General features: G+C 60.2%; 18 protein-coding genes. 13 read left to right on the forward strand and 5 right to left on the reverse strand.

What is annotated here, in order from left to right; genetic code table 11:
* Window positions 1–84: 84 nt before the first annotated feature.
* Window positions 85–1,050, reverse strand: coding sequence for a YxiH-YxzG fusion protein (locus tag QWZ03_RS13700; protein WP_290333234.1), 966 nt, complete (start codon window positions 1,048–1,050; stop codon window positions 85–87).
* A gap of 306 nt (window positions 1,051–1,356) precedes the next feature.
* Between QWZ03_RS13700 and QWZ03_RS13705 the strand changes: the two genes are divergently transcribed.
* Window positions 1,357–1,536 (forward strand): hypothetical protein, encoded by a 180-nt coding sequence (locus tag QWZ03_RS13705; protein WP_290333235.1) that lies wholly within the window; start codon window positions 1,357–1,359, stop codon window positions 1,534–1,536.
* A gap of 473 nt (window positions 1,537–2,009) precedes the next feature.
* On the forward strand, window positions 2,010–3,257 hold the full coding sequence (locus QWZ03_RS13710; RefSeq protein ID WP_290333236.1) for a peptidoglycan DD-metalloendopeptidase family protein: 1,248 nt from the start codon (window positions 2,010–2,012) through the stop codon (window positions 3,255–3,257).
* Window positions 3,258–3,348: 91 nt separating this feature from the next.
* Here the strand turns inward: QWZ03_RS13710 and xseA are convergent, their stop codons facing one another.
* Window positions 3,349–4,704, reverse strand: coding sequence for an exodeoxyribonuclease VII large subunit (gene xseA, locus QWZ03_RS13715; RefSeq protein ID WP_290333237.1), 1,356 nt, complete (start codon window positions 4,702–4,704; stop codon window positions 3,349–3,351).
* 431 nt (window positions 4,705–5,135) lie between these two features.
* Between xseA and QWZ03_RS13720 the strand changes: the two genes are divergently transcribed.
* The 11 genes from QWZ03_RS13720 (at window position 5,136) to QWZ03_RS13770 (ending at window position 12,967) form a co-directional block, all read left to right on the forward strand.
* Entirely contained in the window at window positions 5,136–5,741 is a 606-nt protein-coding gene (locus QWZ03_RS13720; RefSeq protein ID WP_284194854.1) for a MotA/TolQ/ExbB proton channel family protein, read from the forward strand.
* A gap of 3 nt (window positions 5,742–5,744) precedes the next feature.
* Window positions 5,745–6,158: an ExbD/TolR family protein gene (locus tag QWZ03_RS13725; RefSeq protein WP_284194855.1), complete on the forward strand. Its 414-nt coding sequence runs from the start codon at window positions 5,745–5,747 to the stop codon at window positions 6,156–6,158.
* Between the two features lie 119 nt (window positions 6,159–6,277).
* A complete protein-coding gene (lpxK, locus tag QWZ03_RS13730; protein WP_290333238.1) occupies window positions 6,278–7,312 on the forward strand; it encodes a tetraacyldisaccharide 4'-kinase in 1,035 nt (344 codons plus the stop codon).
* Window positions 7,293–7,478 carry a Trm112 family protein gene (locus QWZ03_RS13735; protein WP_284194857.1) on the forward strand — a complete coding sequence of 62 codons (186 nt, stop codon included), beginning with the start codon at window positions 7,293–7,295 and terminating at the stop codon, window positions 7,476–7,478. Before lpxK ends, QWZ03_RS13735 begins: the two co-directional genes overlap by 20 nt.
* Window positions 7,475–8,248 carry a 3-deoxy-manno-octulosonate cytidylyltransferase gene (gene kdsB / locus QWZ03_RS13740; protein WP_290333239.1) on the forward strand — a complete coding sequence of 258 codons (774 nt, stop codon included), beginning with the start codon at window positions 7,475–7,477 and terminating at the stop codon, window positions 8,246–8,248. Before QWZ03_RS13735 ends, kdsB begins: the two co-directional genes overlap by 4 nt.
* Window positions 8,249–8,268: 20 nt before the next feature.
* Window positions 8,269–8,925, forward strand: a complete 657-nt coding sequence (gene adk, locus QWZ03_RS13745) for an adenylate kinase (RefSeq protein WP_284194859.1) — start codon at window positions 8,269–8,271, stop codon at window positions 8,923–8,925.
* Window positions 8,926–8,989: 64 nt separating this feature from the next.
* On the forward strand, window positions 8,990–9,385 hold the full coding sequence (gene fos, locus QWZ03_RS13750) for a fosfomycin resistance glutathione transferase (protein ID WP_290333240.1): 396 nt from the start codon (window positions 8,990–8,992) through the stop codon (window positions 9,383–9,385).
* Window positions 9,386–9,394: 9 nt separating this feature from the next.
* The gene (trhA, locus tag QWZ03_RS13755; protein WP_290333241.1) at window positions 9,395–10,015 is read left to right on the forward strand and encodes a PAQR family membrane homeostasis protein TrhA; all 621 of its coding nucleotides are present in this window, start codon (window positions 9,395–9,397) and stop codon (window positions 10,013–10,015) included.
* Between the two features lie 107 nt (window positions 10,016–10,122).
* Window positions 10,123–10,713 (forward strand): SRPBCC family protein, encoded by a 591-nt coding sequence (locus tag QWZ03_RS13760; RefSeq protein WP_290333242.1) that lies wholly within the window; start codon window positions 10,123–10,125, stop codon window positions 10,711–10,713.
* Between the two features lie 126 nt (window positions 10,714–10,839).
* Window positions 10,840–12,099, forward strand: a complete 1,260-nt coding sequence (locus tag QWZ03_RS13765; RefSeq protein WP_284194863.1) for a 6-phosphofructokinase — start codon at window positions 10,840–10,842, stop codon at window positions 12,097–12,099.
* An 88-nt stretch (window positions 12,100–12,187) separates the two neighbouring features.
* A complete protein-coding gene (locus QWZ03_RS13770; protein WP_290333243.1) occupies window positions 12,188–12,967 on the forward strand; it encodes a flagellar brake protein in 780 nt (259 codons plus the stop codon).
* A gap of 95 nt (window positions 12,968–13,062) precedes the next feature.
* On the opposite strand, the gene QWZ03_RS13775 is transcribed toward QWZ03_RS13770, so the two are convergent.
* The 3 genes from QWZ03_RS13775 to QWZ03_RS13785 all read right to left on the reverse strand — a co-directional run bounded on the left by QWZ03_RS13775 (window position 13,063) and on the right by QWZ03_RS13785 (window position 20,137).
* On the reverse strand, window positions 13,063–14,886 hold the full coding sequence (locus QWZ03_RS13775; RefSeq protein WP_290333244.1) for a phosphoenolpyruvate carboxykinase (GTP): 1,824 nt from the start codon (window positions 14,884–14,886) through the stop codon (window positions 13,063–13,065).
* A gap of 317 nt (window positions 14,887–15,203) precedes the next feature.
* A complete protein-coding gene (locus tag QWZ03_RS13780; RefSeq protein ID WP_290333245.1) occupies window positions 15,204–17,999 on the reverse strand; it encodes a TonB-dependent receptor plug domain-containing protein in 2,796 nt (931 codons plus the stop codon).
* Window positions 18,000–18,349: 350 nt separating this feature from the next.
* The gene (locus tag QWZ03_RS13785; protein ID WP_290333246.1) at window positions 18,350–20,137 is read right to left on the reverse strand and encodes a S9 family peptidase; all 1,788 of its coding nucleotides are present in this window, start codon (window positions 20,135–20,137) and stop codon (window positions 18,350–18,352) included.
* Window positions 20,138–20,305: the final 168 nt, after the last annotated feature.

A 20,305-nucleotide genomic window follows, 5' to 3' on the forward strand; every position in this document is an offset into this window, starting at 1 on the left:
CTGACGGGTTAGCGGCAACACTAACCGGCCCTTGCTGCCCTCACCGACGGAAATACCGGGTGAGTTATTTCATGATGCATAAACTCATTTACGCCTGCGAGTGAGCTGCAATAGTTCACTCACCCTGACCTTATAGCCCAAGCCTTGCGTATCGAGCATCCAAAGTGAATCTCCTCGTCCGACCACATGGGAGAGTTCGAGTGCATTGCCGGCCTCGTCATATGGAACAAACTGCCCCATTTGCTTGACCTTGCCCTCAGGCAGGAGCTGCAACAGATGCAGCGTATCGGTTGCATCGTAGCTACCCGCGAACAAGGCATACCCCCCCGCTATCGCGAACGCACGGCTTCCTCGAACGGGGATATGCCATGCTGACGCAATCCGCTTCTGATACAAATGCACCAGGGGAAAATTGGTATAGTAATAGCACCAAACATCGTCATCGCTTCCGACATTCAAGGCATAGCAGTCGCAGATGCTGTCTAGCCCCGCTGGCGGTCCATACTCGTAACGCTTTTGGCCCAATGCGTCCCATGCGATCAAGCCGCTTGAGCCAATCGGATCGTGCCAACCATAGTTGCCGAAAATGCCTTCGTCGAAATACGACGTCCATATCTCGCCATGCTTAGTGGTCTGCATGTCTTCGATGCCGTCACCCAGCAGGATTTCCTGCTTCAACGCACCATCTCGCCCGTATAGACGTCCGTTAAGCTCATAGTCGTCCGGACCTCGATAATAAGAGCGCGCGCATGCCAGCAAAATGTCCTGCCCAAGCGGCTGTACGAGGTGGATGTTGAACCGCTCATTGGCAATAAGAATATCTAGTATCCGGTCTTCCCCAAGCACACCTATGACTCGGTAAACCTGTGTAGAAGTCGGAACAGTCTTGGCGGAGCTGGCCCAGCCAGACACCGTCGTTCGCCCATCAAGGGGCCTGCAGGCGTACACGGCATAGACCACACCATCCGGACCGATGTTGAAGGCGACCATCGCCTCGGCAGAGACCACTGCTTGCAATGAGTAGGTCGATGACAGATGAAGCTTTTCCATGTGTGTGAGTTTACTGTAGGGTTTTAGATAGTCCCAGCCAAACTCATACAGGCTTCCAATAATATGGCTCGTCCCTACTACATGCACTGTAAGGTCGAATCAGTTGACCTGTTCGAGCTGTCGGATAGGCGCTTTCAGCTGATTCGAACAGGGCCAATAGCGCCACTAGTGGTGGGCCCAGGCTACGTCCTAGCCGAGCATGCGTTGGCCGATTTCTTAATGCAAATTAGCGTCCCCCTTCTCCGTTTCGAACCTGCCGTGATCTGGCATAGAAGCGCAAACGTCGAACATCACACGCATAAGCGTTTGATCATCGGCCATTACTTCTCGGTAGACCAGATCGACGACCTTGACCTGGATGGCAACCGCTTGCTGATCCTGGGCGACGAGTATCTCTTCGCCAGCCCAAGCCTGATGCACAGCTTCAACCAAGCGGAATTCTCATACCTGGAGTTCAGCGAGGGTCTGAGCAGTTTCGCCACCTAGCGCCTCCCGCCCGCTCTGGATTTGCTGGCTACTCCCTTCAAGCTTCCTGCTACAGAAGGATTACGCCTCGCTAATAGCGAGGACGTTCTCACTTTCTTAGAAAGCAGCAGATGCGACGTCCCCCGCACCCAGCCTGCCTTTGCGGCAAATCCCACACCTGCACAACCGTACAAGCATGTCAAAGGCATAAATTGCCATGCATTTGGCATATGCTAAACGGCTATTTTTAATGAGAATTGTAAAAAATCTCTGTTAAGGCGTTGTTGTCTTACAAGATTTTTTGACCACCCCAGCTCCATAGTGGGCGGGCAACAAAAAGCCGCCAGGCCATTCGTGCAGGCAGAACGCTGCATTCCTGCGCCCAAGCCAGGCTATCTCGACGACGGGAAACACGGTGCGTCCACCCCGCCTGCCAACCATGGCTGCAGGCCCGGTTACGCACTCACCCACGTACCCAAAGAGGCAACACAACGATGCAAAAACGTTCCTTCACCCCACTCGCCGCCCTGCTTGCAGGGCTTTATCTCAGCCTGCCGGCCCATGCCGGCCCCGCCCCCGATGAGGCGCTGCGCCGCGCGGCTACCACGGCGCTGGCCGACAAGGTCAAGTCCATCGCCGCCGATGCGGCGCCTGCGGGCGACACCGTCGTGGAAATCCACAAACGCAGCGGTGCTTGGGTGCTGGGTTCGGCCACCCAGGTGCTGTTCTCGGGGCGTGACGATATCCCGGTCTCGCGCCTCTTTATCGCCCGGCAAAGCGGTGGCAAGTGGCAGGTGGGGATGGAGGGTAGCAGCACGTTCTTCACCCTGCTGGGCAACGTGCCGGCCAGCGTGATGAGCGCGCCCGAGCGTGATGCCTTCCGCGCCCAGCGTACCGTCATGCTCAAGCAGCAGATGGATGCCGCCCAGCCCATGGCCGGCACCACCTTGCTGGCTGGCGAAACCGGCCTGGGCCTGCCCTGGGCCGAAGGCGTAGCCTGGTATATGGGTGGCGGCCCGCACGGCAACAGTGGTAACAGCCGGCCTTTCGATTCCATCGACTTCAATGGCGGCAACGGCCAGGTACTGGCCCCACGTGATGGCCGTATCTACAAGAGCTGCGTGCGCAACAGCAGCGCCATCGTGCAGCTGGTGCACGATAACGGCTACACCTCGCGCTATTACCATATGGTCAACCTGCCCAATCTGGCCGACGGCACCCTGGTGCGCAAGGGCGCCTACCTGGGTCAGATCGGCAATGGCCTGCCTTGCGGCGGCTCCACCACCGGGCCACACGTGCATTTCTCCATCAGCATGAATGGCCAACCGGTCGCGGTGAACGGCAAGACCATCGGCGGCTGGCAGTTCTTTGAAGGTGCCAGTGCCTACCAAGGCTATGCCTTGCGCAATGGCCGGCGGGTCAACCCCGGCGGTTCGCTGGTCAACTACGGCTCGGGCGATGTCCCGCCCCAGCCGGGCAAGACGGTAACGGTCAAGACCAGCGATCCCAACCTGTTGATCAACGTACGCACGGCACCCAATCTGCAGTCCACCGTGGTGCGCACCGTGCGCAATGGCGACCGGGTACAGATTGTCTGCCATGCCAATGGCGATTGGGTGAACGGCACCTGGGGCCGCACCTCGCTGTGGAACAGGCTGGACACCGGCCACTGGATCAGCGACGGCTTCCTCGATACCGGTAGCAACCAAGCTGTCGTGCCGGCCTGTACCGCACTCAAGTAAGCGCCACGGCAACGGCGCTGCCCGCAGCAGGGCCTCACTCCACCAGGGGTGGGGCCCTGTTTTAATCAATCGCTGCTGCGGCCTGCTGACGTCAGAACAAACTACCTTGCTCTACTGGTGCCTCGGTCACCACGGCGGCGGCCTCGCCTTGGGCAAAGCGCAGGCGCAGGCGCTCGCCATGGCGTAGTTGCTGGGCATCCCGCACCAGGCTGCCTGTACTGGTTTCCACCAAGCTATAGCCGCGTGCCAGTACGGCTTGCGGGTTCAATGCCTCCAGGCGCCCCGCCAGATTGCCCAGGCGTGACTGCCGGCGTTCCTGCTCACGCAGCTGTGCCCTTGCCAAACGCAGCTTCAAGCCAGCCAACACCTGCCCCAGTTGCGCCGGGGCCGGCCTGATGCCGCGATAGCGCTGCTGCCCATGCGCCAGCCGCCAGCGTGCCGTTTCCATCAGCCGCGCCATGCTCAAACCCAGGCTGCGGCTGCTTTGCGCCAGCCGCTGGCGTTGCCGCACCACCCGCTCGCCAGGGTGTATCAGGCGCCGTGCCAAATAGTCCAGCCGCTGCATGCGGTTTTCCAGTATCCGTTGGTAGCTGCGCAGCAGCCCGGTCTGCATGGCCTGCAACTGCGCCAGCTGCAGGCTGCGGTCGGGCGACACCAGTTCGGCGGCGGCGGTCGGTGTGGGTGCCCGCAGGTCGGCGACAAAGTCGGCAATGGTGAAATCCGTCTCGTGTCCTACCCCACTGACCACCGGCAAGGCACTTTCCGCAATGGCCCTGGCCACCACTTCTTCATTGAATGACCACAGGTCTTCTATGCTGCCGCCGCCACGGCAGACGATCAGCACATCCACCTCGTCCCGTGCGTTGGCCATCCTGATCATGGCCGCCAGCTTGTCGGCCGCGCCCTCGCCCTGCACCGGGCTGGGGTAGAGCACCACGGGCAGCTGTGGCGCCCGCCGCCGCAAGGTGGTCAGCACATCGCGCAAGGCGGCTGCCTGCAAAGAGGTGACGATGCCTATCGCCCTGGGTGCCGCCGGCAGGGGGCGCTTGCGTGCCGGCTCGAACAAGCCTTCGGCGGCCAGCTTGAGCTTGAGCTTCTCATAGGCCTCGTACAGCGCCCCCAGGCCAGCAGGCCGCATGGCTTCGATATTGAGCTGGTAGTCGCCCCTTGCCTCATACAGCGTCACCGCAGCACGCGCCTCCACCTTCAGGCCTTCGCGCGGTTTGAACGGCAACAACATGGCGCGGTTACGGAACATCACGCAGCGCACCTGGGCGCCGCTGTCCTTCAGCGAGAAATAACAATGCCCGCTGGCGGCGATGGTGAGGTTGGAAATCTCGCCGCTAACCCACATCAAAGGCAGCTCGCGCTCGAGCAAACCCTTGACAGCGCGGTTGAGTTCACTAACCGACCAAACCGGGGTCGGGCTTGACAGCATGTCGCTCATTTGGTCTCTTGAATCCGTTTTCATCCACATTAGGGACGCTGCCCCAACACCGACATGCGCTTTTTGACAGCAGTGTTACAGCAAATACTTAAATTATTGATTTTAAACAGAAATAAATCGTAGCCACTTTTTTGAGCAAGTTAGTATTGCGCTTGTGCCATGGGCATTTCAGGTGGATTTCCGCAGCTTACCCACAAACTTATCCACAGCCCTTGTGCACAACCGGAGAGGCCTTGCAGCCGTGCGGGTTTGCCATAAGTCAAGCCCTGCACAACCGTTTATTCAGGCAATCACAGACGCTATCGTCATAGTCTATAGCTAGGCTGGAATGGGCGCTCGGCAGGTCTCATGCTCTCGGCATGCTTGCTGCGATGGCAAGGGGGGGCTAAAGTTACGCGGTTTTTTCCAATTCCGGTAGGACACATCACCCCATGCTCGCCATCATCCAGGCTGCCGGTTGGCCGATCTATTCGATCATACTCGCGTCCATTATCGCGCTCGCCATCATCATTGAGCGGCTGGTCACCCTGCGCCGCTCGCAAGTCCTGCCCGACGGCCTGCTGGCCGTCACCGTTCAGGAGCTCAAACAAAGCGGCGTCACCTCCGACATGCTGTCGCGCCTGCAATCGAACTCGCCCCTGGGCCGCGTGCTGGCCGCAGGCCTCAAGAACGTCAAGAGCTCGCGCGAGATCATGAAGGAATCCATCGAGGAAACCGGCCGCGCCGTAGCGCACGATCTCGACCGTTTCCTGACCACCCTGGGCACCATCGCCACTGCCACCCCGCTGCTGGGCCTGCTGGGCACGGTAATCGGCATGATCGAGATGTTCAGCGCGCAGTCGGGCGCCGCCGGCAATATTGGTGAAATGGCACAGGGCATCAAGATTGCCCTCTACAACACCGCCGCCGGCATCTTTGTCGCTGTCATCGCCCTTGTCTTCTACCGCCATTTCCGCGCCACCGTCGACAGCCTGGTTGTCGAGATGGAGCAGCAGGCCATCAAGCTGGTCGAAGTCGTCCACGGCGAGCGGAGCTAAGCCATGAACTTCCGTCGCGGCCGGCTCCGCGAGGAACCGGAAATCAACCTCATCCCCCTGCTGGACGTGATGCTGGTGATACTCATCTTTCTGATGGCGACCACCACCTTCTCCAAGTTCACCGAGATGAAGATCAACCTGCCGACTGCAGAGGCCAACAAGCCCGACAGCAAGCCGGCCGAGATTGTCATATCGGTCTCCAGCAACGGTGGTTACGCCATAGACAAGCAGGCCATCAGCTTTACCGGTGTGGAGCAGCTGGCAGCCGATCTGCGCAAGTACGCCAGCAGCGACGATACCGTGGTGGTCATCAACGCCGATGGCAATGCCAGCCACCAGTCTGTGGTCAACGTCATGGAAGCCGCCCGCATGGCCGGCCTGGGCAAGCTCACCTTCGCCACCCAGACGCCCCAGTAGGCGCTACCCAGCACCCAGGCCACGATACAGGCGGCAGCCGTCATTAGACGCGCTGCCCGCCCATCGGCACCCACCCCTGCATTCCCGCCCCGGCGGGAATGTGCTTTTGGAGGCAGGCAATGCAAACCCCGCGCTACTGGCAATCCCGCTTCCCTGCCGCATTGCTGCTGCCGGTGTCGGCCTTGTTCGGCGGCCTGGCGGCCCTGCGCCGTCAGCTTTATCGCCTGGGATTGCTGCAAACCCACACCCTGCCCTGTCTCCTGGTCGTGGTCGGCAACATCACAGCCGGCGGCGCCGGCAAGACGCCGACTGTGCACTACCTGGCCCGGCAGCTGCGCGCACGGGGCTGGCAGCCCGGCATCATCAGCCGTGGCTATGGCGGCCAGATAACCGACGTAGCCGAAGTGCCTGCCGACGGCGACGCCAGCCGCTACGGCGACGAGCCCTTGCTGCTGGCCCGCAGCACCGGCTGCCCGGTGTTCGTGGGCCGCGACCGCATCGCGGCCGCCCAAGCCTTGCTGGCCGCCCACCCCACCACCACTGTCCTGCTATGCGACGATGGCCTGCAGCACTACCGCCTGGGGCGTGATATCGAGATCGTGGTGGTCGATGGCAATCGGGGCCTGCAGAACGGCTGGCTGCTACCCGCCGGCCCCCTGCGCGAGCCGGCCAGCCGGCTGGCCCAGGCCCAGGCCATGCTGGTGAACGGTAGCGGCGCGCCCGGCCTGCCGGCGCACCCCCAGCGTTTCGACATGGCGCTGCAGCCCGGCCCGGCCTGGCAATTGGCGCAACCCGATCAGCGCCAGCCCCTGAGCAATTTTGCCAACCGGCAGGTAGCCGCCCTGGCCGGCATAGGCCATCCCGAGCGCTTCTTCACCACCCTCAGGGCCGCCGGCCTGACGGTACAGCCCCACCCGTTTCCCGACCACCATCGTTACAGCGTGGCTGATCTCAACCAGGTGCAGGCCGATATCCGGCTGGTTACCGAGAAGGATGCCGTCAAGCTAATTGCCCTTTTGTCTGAGGAAGGGCTGGCACACAGTGGTAATATTTGGGTCGTTCCGGTCGAAGCCGCTATCGAGCCCGACCTCGCCGACTGGCTGACCAGCCGGCTCAACGCATTGAAGAGTAAAGATGGACGCCAAACTGCTTGAAATCCTAGTCTGCCCCGTGTGCAAAGGCCCCCTCTACTACGACAAGGGTCGCCAGGAGCTGATCTGTCGCGGCGACAGGCTGGCTTTTGCCGTCAAGGACGGCATTCCGGTCATGCTCGAGAGCGAGGCGCGTGAGCTGCCCGCCGAAGAGGAAGTCGGCAAGTGAGCTTTATCGCCCTGATTCCGGCGAGGCTGGCCTCCAGCCGCTTCCCCGAGAAGCCGCTGGCCGATCTCGGCGGCAAGCCCATGGTGATACGCACGGTCGAGCAGGCACTCAAGAGCGGCGCGCACAGTGTGCACGTGGCGACCGACGACGAGCGTATCCGCGCCGTGGTGGCCGAGCATGGCTATTCAGCGGTGATGACGCGGGTGGAGCACAGCTCCGGCACCGAACGGCTGGCCGAGGTGGCCGATATCCTGGGCCTGGCCGATGATGCTGCCGTGGTCAACGTACAGGGCGACGAGCCCCTGATAGACCCTGCCCTGATCGACGCCGTGGCACTTATGTTGCAGCGCGACAACAGCCTGCCGATGACCACCGCATGCCACGTCATTGCTGGGGCTGACGAGATGTTCAACCCCAATGTGGTCAAGGTGGTGCTTGACCACAGCGGCCGTGCCCTCTACTTTAGCCGGGCACCGATTCCCTACGCCCGCGATGCCTTTACCCAGTCGCGCGACGTATTGCCGGCCGACCTACCCGTCTATCGGCATATAGGCATCTATGGCTACCGCGCCGGCTTTTTGCGCCGCTACCGCACGCTTGCACCCTGTGCCCTGGAGCAGTTCGAAGCGCTGGAACAACTGCGCGTGCTCTGGCACGGTCATTCCATCGGCGTTACCCAGGTTTCGCATGCCCCCGAAGCGGGCGTGGATACCCCCGCCGACCTGGAACGCGTCCGCCTGCGCTGGGCCGAGCTGAACAAACTGAATTAACCAAAACCTGGAACCCCACGATGCGACTGATACTGTTAGGTGCCCCCGGCGCTGGTAAGGGCACTCAAGCCAACTTCATCAAGGAAAAATTCGGCATTCCGCAGATTTCGACCGGCGACATGCTGCGTGCTGCCGTCAAGGCCGGCACCCCGCTGGGTCTGGAAGCCAAGGCCATCATGGATGCTGGCGGCCTGGTCCGCGACGACATCATCATCGGTCTGGTGAAGGAACGTATCGCCCAGCCCGATTGCGCCAATGGCTTCCTGTTCGACGGTTTCCCCCGCACCATCCCCCAGGCCGATGCCATGAAGGCCGCCGGCGTGGATATCGACTACGTTGTCGAGATCGATGTACCCGATAGCGAGATCCTCGAGCGCATTACCGGCCGCCGCGTGCACCCGGGCTCCGGCCGCGTCTACCACGTCAAGTTCGCCCCGCCCAAGGCGGCCGACCAGGATGACGAAACCGGCGAAGCGCTGGTACAGCGCGACGACGACAAGGAAGAAGTGGTGAAGAAGCGCCTGGCGGTCTACCACGAGCAGACCGAAGTGCTGGTGAGCTACTACGGCGAACTGGCCCGTTCGGGCGACGCCAAGGCACCCAAGTACGTCAAGGTGGCCGGTGTCGGCGCCGTTGATGCCATCCGCGACAATGTGTTCAAGTCGCTGGGCGTGTAAAGCCCGGTAGACAAACCACACATCGAACAGGCGGGCTATCCCGCCTGTTTTGTTTTGCAGCCCCATGCTGACACAACTCAACCACCTTACCCTGGCCGTCAGCGATCTGGATCGCGCCTTCCGCTTCTATGTCGATCTGCTGGGCGCCAAGCCACATGCCCGCTGGGATCAAGGCGCTTACCTGAGCATTGGATCGCTGTGGCTATGCCTGTCGCTGGATCAGGCACCACCTAGCGCCAGCTACACCCATTACGCCTTCACCGTTGCTGACTACGCGCAAGCTGTCCAGACCCTGCGCCAGGCCGGCGTAGCAGAGTGGAAAGTGAACCTAAGCGAGGGTGCCTCGCTCTACTTTCTCGACCCCGACGGGCACAAACTGGAAATCCACGATGGCGACATGGCCAGCAGGCTGGCAAGCTGTCGCACCCACCCCTATGCCGGCATGGTGTTCTTCGACTGAGGCAAAACGATGTATCACGGTGAACGTTTCAACAGCATCACCCACCTGACTGGCTCTGCCCTGGCGATTGCCGGTGCGGCCGTGCTGATCACGCTGGCCTCGCTGCAGGGCGATGCCTGGAAAATCGTCAGCTCCGCCATCTATGGCAGCATGCTGATCGTGCTCTACCTGGGCTCCACGCTCTACCACAGCATCAAGGGCCCCAAGGCCAAGGCCGTGCTGCAGAAGATAGACCACTGCGCCATCTACCTGCTGATTGCCGGCACCTACACGCCCTTCACCCTGGTCACCCTGCGCGGCCCCTGGGGCTGGACCCTGTTCGGCCTGAGCTGGGGCCTGGCCATATTCGGCATCGTGCAGGAGCTGACACTGGGGCGCCGCACCCGCATCCTGTCCATGATCCTCTATGTGGTCATGGGCTGGCTGATCGTCATCGGCATCAAGCCCCTGATCGCCAACCTGCCCACCGCCGGCCTGGCCTGGCTGGCTGGCGGCGGCCTGATCTACAGCGCCGGTATCTACTTTTTCCTCAACGATGAGCGGGTACCGCACTATCACGGCATCTGGCATCTGTTTGTACTGGGCGGCAGCCTCTGCCAGTACGTCAGCATCCTGTTCTATGTGAACTAGCGCCTCGCCGCCGCCATGGCATAGCGCGAAACGGCCGTCAGCCCATGCGGCGGGACAGGCTGATTCCGACTACAATGCGGCCGTTCCCGTCATGGTCTGGAGCCACTATGCGCCGCCTGTTGCTTGCCGCCCTGCTAAGCCTTGCCCCCCTTGCTGCTACAGCAGCCGAGAGCGGCATAGAACTGACAGCCCAGATCAAGGCCCCGCTGGCCGATGTCTGGGAGGCCTGGACGACCAACGAAGGCATTAGCGGCTTCTTTGCCCCGGAAGCGCGGGTGGAAGCGAGGCCAGGCGGCCCCTTCGAGATATACATGAACCCCTATGCCGCGGCGGGCCTGAAAGGCGCCGACGACATGCGGGTACTGGCCGTAGAGCCGCAAAAGCTACTGTCCTTTACCTGGAACGCCCCACCGCATCTGCCCCAGGCCCGGCAACAGCGCACCGTGGTGATACTGCGCTTTGCCGCCGAGGCGGACGGCACCCGCCTGAGCCTGAGCCACCTGGGCTGGGGCAGCGACGGCGAATGGCCCAAGGCCCGTGCCTATTTCGAAAAGGCCTGGCCCAATGTGCTGGCCAACCTGCAAAAACGCTTCGAGACCGGCAAACCCTATGACTGGACCGAGTGGCGCGCCCAGTTGCAGCGCTATCAGGCCGCCGAGGCAGCTAAGCAGGCCGAGGCCGGCAAGACCCAACCCTAATCGCTGCTGCCCGGGCATCGGCCACCAGACCACGCGATAGCGTGGCACGCTGGGCGGACATGTCGGGCGGTGCATCGCATCCCGGGGCTATCACTGCCCCCGCAACCTCTCTTCGGAGTTTTCTGCATGACCGTGAAGAACGCTTTCTATGCCCAGTCGGGCGGTGTCACCGCCGTGATCAACGCCTCCGCCGCTGGCGTCATCGAGACCGCCCGCCTGCATGGCGACAGGATAGGCAAGGTTTACGCCGGCCGTAACGGCATCATAGGCGCACTCACCGAAGACCTCATCGATACCTCGCTGGAAAGCGCCGAGGATATCGCCCGCCTCAAGCACACCCCGTCGGGCGCCTTCGGCTCCTGCCGCTACAAGCTTAAGAGCCTGGAAACCCATCGCGAGCAATACGAACGCCTGATCGAAGTATTCAAAGCCCACGATATCGGCTACTTCTTCTATAACGGCGGCGGCGACTCGGCCGATACCTGCTACAAGGTGGCGCAGCTGTCCGAGAAGATGGGCTACCCCATCCAGGCCATCCATGTGCCCAAGACCGTGGACAATGACCTGCCCATCACCGACTGCTGCCCCGGCTTTGGCTCTGTCGCCAAGTATGTGGCCACCAGCATCCGCGAGGCCGGCTACGACGTCGCCTCCATGGCCAAGACCTCCACCAAGGTCTTCATCCTGGAAGTCATGGGCCGCCACGCAGGCTGGATCACTGCCGCCTGCGGCCTGGCCAGCGAAGCAGCCGGCGAAGGTCCCCACATCCTGCTGTTCCCCGAGGTAGAGTTCGACGAGGCGGCCTTCCTCGCCAAGGTCAAGGCCACGGTCGAGCAGTACGACCACTGCGTCATCGGTGTCTCCGAGGGTATCAAGAACCAGCAGGGCCAGTTCCTGTCCGAAACCGGCCTGAAAGACGCTTTCGGCCACGCTCAACTGGGTGGCGTCGCCCCCACCATCGCCCAGTTGGTCAAGGACAAGCTCGGCTACAAGTATCACTGGGCGGTAGCCGATTACCTGCAGCGCGCCGCCCGCCACATCGCCAGCAAGACCGACGTGGAACAGGCCTACGCCCTGGGCAAGGCCGCCGTCGAAATGGCACTGGCCGGCAAGAATTCGGTCATGCCGGCCATCCGTCGCCTGAGCGACGCGCCCTACCAGTGGGATATCGCCGAGGCACCGCTATCCCAAGTCGCCAATGTGGAGAAGTTCATGCCGCGCGACTTCATCACCGAAGACGGCTTCCATATCACCGAGGCTTGCCGACGCTACCTGTCGCCGCTGATCGCCGGCGAGGACTACCCCCCCTTCCGCAACGGCCTGCCTGACTACGTCCGCCTGAAAAACCTGGCGGTGGCACGCAAGCTGGCGGAATTCAAACTCTGAAACAGACTCTAAGCCAAGCACAGGTACAGGCACATGTAATAGTTCCATGTGCCTGGATGCGCCGTTGCCGGATGTCTACAATCAGACCATGAAAACAGCCTTGCCACCCCTGATGACCGACGAGTTGCCACTGCGCATCGAGCCCGCCGAGCTGGCCGATGCCGATCAGTTGCGGCTGACTACGCCAGGGGAAATCCAGCGCCTGCTGCTGCAGCTGTGCGAGCACCATGAACTGGTCAGCCTGTATGTGGACGACAGCGACCAGTTCGGCCTGTCCATGGCCTTGGCTATCGATCAGGGCAGGCTGATCCTGGACCTGCCCCACGGTCACTTCAAGGATCAGATACTGGCCGTGGAGCAACTGTATTGCACCTCGGCCCTCAGCCACGTCAAGGTCCAGTTCACCGCCCGCTCCCCCAGGCTGGTGGAGTGGCAAGGCAAGCCGGCACTGGCGGTCACCCAGCCCACCGAGGCACTGCGCCTGCAGCGGCGCGACTTCTACCGGCTGATCGTACCGCTGGCCCAGCCACTCTCCTGCTATGTCCCCCTGGGGCATGGCGAGGACTTCGAGATCTCGCTGGCCGATATCAGTGTAGGAGGCATAGGCATCATTGGCTACGTGCCTGGCCTGCGCATGGATGCCGGCCGCCAGTACCACGGAATACGCATAGAGCTGCCCGACACCGGCACCGTCATGGCCGATGTGGAAATGCGCTCCAGCTTTGATATCACCCTCAAGAACGGCATACACACCATACGCACCGGCGCCCAGTTCATCCATCTCTCCAGCGCCAACCAGACCCTGATACAGCGCTACATCACCAAGGTCGAGCGCGAGCGCATCGCCAAGTCCCAGCGCCTGGACTGAACTCCGCCCCCGCTGCATAGCGCGCCGCACGCACGACCGGCGCAAAAAAAAAGGCCGCTCCAGGAGCGGCCTTTACTTGTCGTTACCAGTACACCTTAGCCTGCCAGCGCCTCACTCAGCTGGCTGCGCTTGTCGGCCAGCTGCTTGGGCAGCTTGTCGGCCAGCTTGGCAAACCACTCGGCATGGGCTGCCACCTCGGCCCGCCAGGCCTCGATGTCCACCTGCATCAGGGCATCAAACTGCGCCGTGGTCATGTCGTCAAGGCCAGTCCAGTCCAGATCGGCATACGAGGGCATCCAGCCCAGCACAGTCTCGCGTGCCTGAGCCTTGCCTTGCACCCGGCCGACGATCCACTCCAGCACCCGCATGTTCTCGCCAAACCCCGGCCACAGGAACTTGCCATCCTCGCCCACGCGGAACCAGTTGACGCAGAAGATGCCGGGCGCGTGCGCCAGCCTGTCGCCCATCTTCAACCAGTGGTCGAAGTAATCGCCCATATGGTAGCCGCAGAAGGGCAGCATGGCAAACGGGTCGCGCCGCGTCTGGCCCTGGGCGCCCATGGCAGCTGCCGTCGTCTCGGACCCCATGGTCGCCGCCATGTAGACACCCTCGCTCCAGCCAGCGGCTTCGGACACCAGTGGCACCGTGGAAGAACGACGGCCGCCAAAGATAAAGGCCGAAATGGGCACGCCATTCGCATCATCCCAAGCTGCGTCCAGCGAAGGACACTGGCTGGCCGCCACGGTAAAGCGGGCATTGGGATGGGCAGCCTTGCGACCGGTTTCCCGGCCGATTTCCGGCGTCCAGTCCTTGCCCTGCCAGTCGATCAGGTGGGCTGGCGCCTCCTTGCTCATGCCCTCCCACCACACGTCGCCATCATCGGTCAGCGCCACATTGGTGAAGATCACATTCTGCTTGAGCATGGCCATGGCGTTGGGGTTGGACTTCTCCGAGGTCCCCGGCGCCACACCGAAGTAGCCATTCTCGGGGTTGATGGCATACAGCCGGCCATCGCTGCCAGGCTTGATCCAGGCGATATCATCACCCACGGTCGTTACCTTCCAGCCCTGGTAGGCCTTGGGCGGGATCAGCATGGCAAAGTTGGTCTTGCCACAGGCACTGGGGAAGGCCGCTGCCACATAGGATTTTTCGCCAGCAGGGCTTTCCACGCCCAGTATCAGCATGTGCTCGGCCAGCCAGCCCTGGTCACGGCCCATGGTAGAGGCAATACGCAGGGCAAAGCACTTCTTGCCCAGCAGGGCATTGCCACCATAGCCCGAACCATAAGACCAGATCTCGCGGGTCTCGGGGAAGTGCACGATGTACTTGGTGTCCTTGTTGCAAGGCCAGGCCACATCCGCCTGGCCAACAGCCAGGGGTGCACCCACGGTATGCACGCACGGCACAAAGGCACCATCCTTGCCCAGCACGTCGTAAACCGCACGCCCCATGCGGGTCATCACACGCATGGAGGCCACCACATAGGGTGAATCGGTCAGCTCAATGCCGATGTGGGCAATATGCGAGCCCAACGGGCCCATGCTGAACGGAATCACATACAGGGTGCGGCCACGCATGCAGCCATCGAACAGGCCATCCAGCGTCTGCCGCATCTGGGCAGGCGCCATCCAGTTATTGTTAGGGCCGGCATCAGTCTCTTGCTCGGCACAGACAAAGGTACGGTCTTCCACCCGCGCCACGTCAGAAGGATCCGAGAACGCAGCATAGGAGTTCGCCCGCTTCTCCGGGTTCAGCTTCACCAGCGTGCCCGCTGCCACCATCTGCGCCAGCAAGGCTTCGTTCTCGGCATCGGAACCATCAACCCAGTGGATGCGATCGGGCTTGGTCAGTGCGGCAACCTTGGACACCCATTCAAGCAGGGCGGCGTGCTGTATGTAGTCGGGGGGGGTGAACTGCATAGGGTGACCTCGGGTATGGAATCTTGCATGCCTGTAACAAAAGTCAGGCAAAAGCGAAAAATCGGCCCGTAATTGTCGCAAATTCAGCGCCATTAGTCGCCAGAAAAGTAGTTACACGGTATCTGACTACATTTTCAGATCAGCCATTACCTCACCGCCTTGATCCAAGCGCCTCAAGCCAGAGAAGGGCACCAACCAAGCGATTGCTCGGCTGAAACTACACTACATTAATCTCATTCAGCCGGTCATGCATCTGTGGCGGCAATGAAAAACCCCCGGCAAGCCGGGGGTCGAAGGTATTGCAACAGCAGGGGCGCTTAGAAGAACTTGTAGGTAGCGCTCAGGCTCAGGTAACGACCATAGGGGTTGTGGAAACCAGGGTTGTAACCGATCGTGGTGTTGTCAGGATCATAAGGCGCATCGCGATCAAAGACATTACGCAGGGTACCGCCGATGGTCAGGTTCTTCACGCCAGTGTAGGTCATGCCCAGGTCAAACGTGGTCCAGGAGTGGACCTTGCAATCAGGGAACAGTGCCTGATACGCCGCGATACCACCACAACCGCTCACACCGTCGCCGTAGTACCAGCCATCGGTATAGTTGATACGACCGTTCACCGAGTACGGCCCCTTGGACCAGGTCGTAGCCAGCGTGCTCTTGAGGCGCGGCAGTTCACCAGCCGGGCCGTAAGCACCAGCGTATTCCACATACTCATCACCAGCAAACTGGGCCTGCTTGTAGCTGATCAGGTAGCTGGCGTTGAAGTTGCTACTCAGACGGCCGAACTCACCCAGATTGTTGCGCAGGTTCAGATCCAGGTCGACACCCTTGACGCGGGATTCACCAAGGTTGAAGAACTTACGTACGGTGCTGATGATAGGACCGGTGTTCGGGATAATGTTGCCGTTGGTATCACGCAGCCAAGTATCCGGATTCTGATTACGCGAAATCTGGTCGGCGTAGCGCGACTCACCACCTTCATGGAGTTGATCCATGATGTACTGCGAGCTCAGACGGTCAATCTCATCCTTACGACGAATCTGGTAGATATCAACTGTGCCGTTGAAGTTCGCCGACGGGGCAAACACCAAGCCGAAGGTAAAGCTCTTGGACTTCTCGGGTTCCAGATCAGGGTTGGCAGCAATACGCGAGGAAATGCTGCGGCCGGTAGTGCACTCACCGGTATCGCGCGATGCAGGATCGATGGTGTTGCCAGGCACGTTCGGGAACTTGGAGGTACCGCAACGCAGCGGGTCGATGATGGTATTGAAGGATTGCACGCTGGACTTGGAAATCTGGGTCAGGCCAGGCGCACGGAAACCTTCAGCATACGAACCACGGACGGCCAGGGCACCATTTGGGGTCCATTTCAGGCCAAGCTTAGGCGTGGTGGACGAACCATAGTCACTGTAGCGGTCATAACGCACGGCAGCTTCTGCTTCCAGCGTCTTCAGCAGTGGCAGATTGAACTCGCCAAACACCGAACGCACATTACGGCTACCGTCTGCAGCGGACGAACCCAGACCAATGAATTCGGCATTCGCCAGGCGTGCATCCGGCGTCACCTTGATGGATTCGCGACGGGCTTCAAGACCAACAGCCACGCCAATCGCACCGCCAGGCAGGTTACCGAATTCGGTGCTGCCCTTCAGGTCGCCGATGCTGACTTCGGTCTCACCAGTGTAGAGCTGATCAGGGCTGATCTTGGCAATTGTCGCCGCGCTGTTGTTGCCAAATGGGCGGTAGCTCAGATCATTGATTGCGCTCTGCAGCTCGTTTGCCAGCAACAGACCACGCGAAATCGCGTTACGCTCGGCCTTGCTGTACATCGCACCCGCATTCCAGTCCCAGCCAAAGTGCGAACCATCCAGGCCCAGCACAACACGGGTCGATTCGTTCGTCACCGAATCAGACGCCGGGATATCGCCAAAACGGTAGCGCACCGCAACCTGGCGGGTATTGTTAGGCGTGTACTGTGTATAGGTGGGGTTGTTGTAAGGGTTGTCCGGGTGATTGGCGGGCAGCACAAAGGTAAACGACTTGCGCTGTCCATCCGTGGTAAACCAGGTGCTGCCGGTCTGGGCTACGCTACGCGGGTTGGAGCGATATTCAGCCTCAACCCTGTTGTAGCCGACCTCGGCAAACGCATTCAGGTTTTCACCCAAGGAGAAGGAAGCACGGGAGAAGACCGCACCGGTGTCAGACTCGGAAACAGCATCCAGGCCCTTGAAGAAGTCCCAGCGGCAGGTCGTACCGACCTTCATCGAGGTCGGGCAGCGGTTATCCGCTACACCCAGCACGGTAAACGCGCCACTGCCTTGGGTGCGTTCAATATAGTAGTTCCCAGGGTACGCCAGCGACGATGCCGACGGATCAAGACGAGCATCCAGCTGGTAGTAGGTATCCTTCTTGACAGCATGCGCCTTGCTCAGCGGGGTAGCTTCGCGATGGCGGTATTCGGCCGACACCATCACATTGAAGCGGTTGCTGACAGGGTCGCCGAAACCTACGGTGAAGTTGCCCGATTGATTGCCAAAACCACCATTGAGCGAGCCGCCGCCCGACAAGGAAGCCTGAGCACCTTGGTAATCCTTGCGCAGGATGAAGTTGATCACGCCGGCAATGGCATCAGAACCATAAACAGCCGAAGCACCATCCTTCAGCACTTCCACGCGCTCAATGGCCGACAGGGGAATGTTGTTCAGGTTGTAGAGGCTGGATTGCCCGGTGTTCGGGTCAGCATACGCAGCAGGTGCCATGCGACGACCGTTTACCAGCACCAACGTGGAAGACGAACCCAAACCACGTAGGGAAGATGTAGCCACGCCCGACGCAAAGCCAGTACCGGAATCCAGGTCATCCAGCCCGCCAGAGCTGATGGCCGGCACCAGCTTCAACAGTTCTGAAGTGGTGGTCACTCCAGTTTTACGGATTTCTTCGCGGCCAATAACCTGGATGGGAGACGCCGATTCGGTCGAAGTACGCTTGATATTGGAACCCGTCACCTGGATCTTTTCGACCTTGACCGGTGCCTCTTCAGCAAGGGCAAACTGGCTTGCGCCGCCAGCGATACCGACAAGTAGCAGCGCGCGTGTAATCTGATTCAGCTTCATAACTTGTATTTCTCCCAATGGAACCACTGCCAGTGGTCGACAACCCTCAGCAGCGAACACACAAAAAAGCCAAGCGACCTCGCCCAGCAAGCAGCGACGTCAATCTCCCTGATGAGTCATAGTACCCTCAGCCCTACTGGCTTTTGCAGCATTTTCGTTACACATTTCACAGTTTGTAGCTACCACGCAACGAATTTCAGAAAAAGCTAATATCAGCGCCGAGCACCCTGACAAGCCTAGACAACTAAAGATTGGGCGTATCACCAACTGTCTTCGGAGCTAGAGTCTGCGGTGCCCGCAAAAGCGAAAGCCCCGGTCACAAACCGGGGCTTTTTCGTTACACGTGCAACTCAACTGCCTATGTACTTCTTCAGGAACGCTTCGACGGCGGGATAGAACAACTTGATATTCTCCATCTTGCCAAAACCATGCCCCTCGTCATCTATCACCAACCACTCATAAGCCTTGCCGTGGGCCTTCAACGCATCTCGCATACGCTCAGCGTGCACCAGTGGCACACGTCGATCCAGCGCACCATGTGCAATGAACACAGGCGCCTTGAACTTGTCTGCATTCTGCAGCGGCGAAGTCATCTTCAACTGCGCTTGGTCAGTCTTTGGATCCCCCACAAAAGCGGCCATGGCACCATACTTCACATAATTGCTGCGCGCATAGTCTGACCACTGCACGTCAAACTTCATCTCAATGTCAGACACACCCACGATGTCGACACCACACCTGTAAAGGTCGGGGTCCTTCACCAATCCCATCAAGGTCGCGTAGCCGCCATAACTGCCACCGTAGATACAGATGCGGTTCTTGTCGACCACACCACTGTTTACCAACCAGTTCACGCCATCGGTAATGTCGTCCTGCATGGCCAACCCCCACTGCTTCCAGCCGCTACGCAGATGCTTCCAGCCATAACCGCCTGAGCCCCGATAGTTGGGCTGCAACACGGCATAGCCACGAGAGGCCAGAAACTGCACCTCCGGATTCCAGCCCCAGGAGTCCCGCACACCGAATGGGCCGCCATGAATATTCACTACCAAGGGCAGCATCTTCTCGGCTTTACCCTTAGGCAGAGTCAAGTAGGCGGGGATCGTCATGCCATCCCGCGCTTTATACTGCACCGGCCGCATAGGCGAGGTTTTGTCAGCATCCAGCCAGGGAGCAGCCTGGGCCACCTCCTCCATCTTGAGTGTCTTGGTATCGAGCAAATAGTAGCTACCCTGATCCACATCGCTTGTCGAATAGATGGCAATCCGTCCATCCAGATCACCAGCGAGATAGTTGATCCTGCCCTTTAGCGTTGCATCCACTTGCTCACTGAGCTTGGCCCAAGCCCGGTCAAACCAGTAGATCTCTGGCTTTTCCGCATCCAGCGCCAGACCAATTACCTTGCCCGAAGCAGCGTGTATCAAGTCTGCATTGCCACCACCGACGTCGACCAGATCATGGGCCAGCAACTTTTCGCCTAGAACCTGAGTCTCCATGTCCAGCGTATGCAAGGCAAACTTACTATCTACGCCACGAACAGCCACAAAGGCTGTTTTGTCATCACTGTCCAGCCCCAACACATCCCACTCCCCCTCCTGACCCTCCTCAAACTCCTTTATCAACTTCCAACCCTGCTCCCTGGAGGACCGGTGGTAAATCTTGGTCATGGTCAACGTGCGCTTATCGTCCACCAGATAAGCCAAACGTGCTTCTCCTTTGCTATCCGGCAGGAAGCTAACAATCACGCCAGGAGTAGCAGGATTGTCGAACGTTTTCAGGGTACTCTTCTCTGTCTTGGAGTTGACCACGTAGAGGTCAAGCGCCTTGCTACTACGGTCATTATTGACCATCAGCACATTGTCCGAGCCATCGCTCAGCACGCCTACCAAGCTATGGCCCGACTTGAATCGCCGCAGCTCAGTGCCATCCTTGTTCACTGCCACCACGCCCCCCCAGTTCTGCGGCTCGCCGGAGCCAGCAAGGGCGTCTCCCTGGGTAAAAATCAGGCGGTCATTGTTGACCCAAAAAAAACGTGCGACATCTATCTCCTTGAGATTAGTCAGCACCTTGATCGCCTTTCCCTCCAGATCGATCACCGCCAGATTGCGCCTGTCGTTAACCGGCACCAGCACCGCCATGCTCTTGCCATCCGGTGACAATTGCATCTGCATGAAGCTAGGCCGAGCAAATAGCTTCTCGATGGCGCTCCAAGGCTTCACTGCAACCTCTGCCTTGCTATCTGCTGCGGCATTCACTGCAACAGGCGCGACACACAATGCACCCACCAACAGCGCCGGAAAGATTTG

The sequence above is a fragment of the Chitinimonas viridis genome (assembly GCF_030409555.1).
Lineage (GTDB): Bacteria > Pseudomonadota > Gammaproteobacteria > Burkholderiales > Chitinimonadaceae > Chitinimonas > Chitinimonas viridis.